The following is a 1,689-nucleotide window of genomic DNA, read 5'->3' as shown; positions in this document are numbered from 1 at the left end:
TTTTTCATCTAACGGCCCGATTTAAGTCAAGCCCTCGACATATTAGTACAGGTCAGCTTAACATATTGCTACGCTTCCACACCCTGCCTATCAACCTGGTAATCTTCCAGGTGTCTTACCAGCTTACGCTGTGAGAGATCTCATCTTAAGGATGGTTTCACGCTTAGATGCTTTCAGCGTTTATCCGTTCCGGACGTAGCTACCCAACTGTACCCCTGGCGGGATAATTGGTACACCAGCGGTCCGTCCACTCCGGTCCTCTCGTACTAGGAGCAGCCCCCTTCAAATCTCTTGCGCCCGCGATGGATAGGGACCGAACTGTCTCACGACGTTCTGAACCCAGCTCACGTACCACTTTAATGGGCGAACAGCCCAGCCCTTGGGACCGACTTCAGCCCCAGGATGTGATGAGCCGACATCGAGGTGCCAAACCTCCCCGTCGATATGGACTCTTGGGAGAGATTAGCCTGTTATCCCCAGGGTAGCTTTTATCCGTTGAGCGATGGCCCTTCCACTTGGATGCCACCGGATCACTAAGCCCTACTTTCGTACCTGCTCGCCGTGTTTGGCTCGCAGTCAAGCTCCCTTCTGCCTTTACACTCCGCGCGCGGTTTCCGTCCGCGCTGAGGGAACCTTTGGGCGCCTCCGTTACTCTTTGGGAGGCGACCGCCCCAGTCAAACTGCCCGCCTAACACTGTCCCGGCGATCGTTACTCGCTCGGTTAGAATCCCGATAATTGAAGGGTGGTATCCCAACAGTGGCTCCGGCAATCCCAGAGGACTGCCATCCATGCCTCCCACCTATCCTGTGCATCAAGTATCAGAACCCAATATTAGGTTACAGTAAAGCTCCATGGGGTCTTTCTGTCCAGTCGCGGGTAACCTGCATCTTCACAGGTATTTCAATTTCACCGGGTCCCTCGTTGAGACAGTGCCCAAATCGTTACACCTTTCGTGCGGGTCGGAACTTACCCGACAAGGAATTTCGCTACCTTAGGACCGTTATAGTTACGGCCGCCGTTCACTGGGGCTTCAGTCGAATGCTTTGGGTCGAACCCGGACATCCTTCTTTAACCTTCCAGCACTGGGCAGGTGTCAGCACCTATACTTCAGATTTCTCTTTCGCAGGCACCTGTGTTTCTGGTTAACAGTCGCTTGGGCCTCTTCTCTGCGACCACACCGGGCTCCGGGAGCAAGTCCCTTCACCTTTGTGGCTACCCTTATCCCGAAGTTACGGGTACATTTTGCCGAGTTCCTTAACGAGGGTTCTCCCGCGCACCTTAGGATTCTCTCCCCGCATACCTGTGTCGGTTTACGGTACGGGCGGCAGCTTTCTCACTAGAAGCTTTTCTCGGCAGCGTAGGCTCAATCCCTTCGGGAACAAGTTCCCTCCGCATCACGCCTCAGCCTCAGTTACCGGATTTGCCTGGTAACCAGCCTGCACGCTTGCACACGATCTACCAATCTCGTGCGGACCTGCCTTCCTGCGTCACTCCTTCGTTCAAACGATCACTGCCGGTACTGGAATATCAACCAGTTGTCCATCTCCTACGCTCTTTGCCTCGGATTAGGTCCCGACTTACCCTGAGACGACGATCGTTGCTCAGGAATCCTTATGCTTTCGGTGGAATGGATTCTCACCATTCTTTTCGCTACTCATGCCAACATTCTCACTTCCCACCAGTCCACC

Annotated in this window: 1 rRNA gene; it reads right to left on the bottom strand. The window is 54.1% G+C overall.

The annotated features are described in order from the left end of the window. Positions 1 to 22: 22 nt before the first annotated feature. Positions 23 to 1,689 (bottom strand): 23S ribosomal RNA (locus ACTQY5_RS10945); the annotation flags it as partial.

The organism is Acidaminococcus sp. HCP3S3_H5, from assembly GCF_052122235.1.
Taxonomy (GTDB): domain Bacteria; phylum Bacillota; class Negativicutes; order Acidaminococcales; family Acidaminococcaceae; genus Acidaminococcus.
This window is presented reverse-complemented; position numbering and strand designations above follow the sequence as displayed.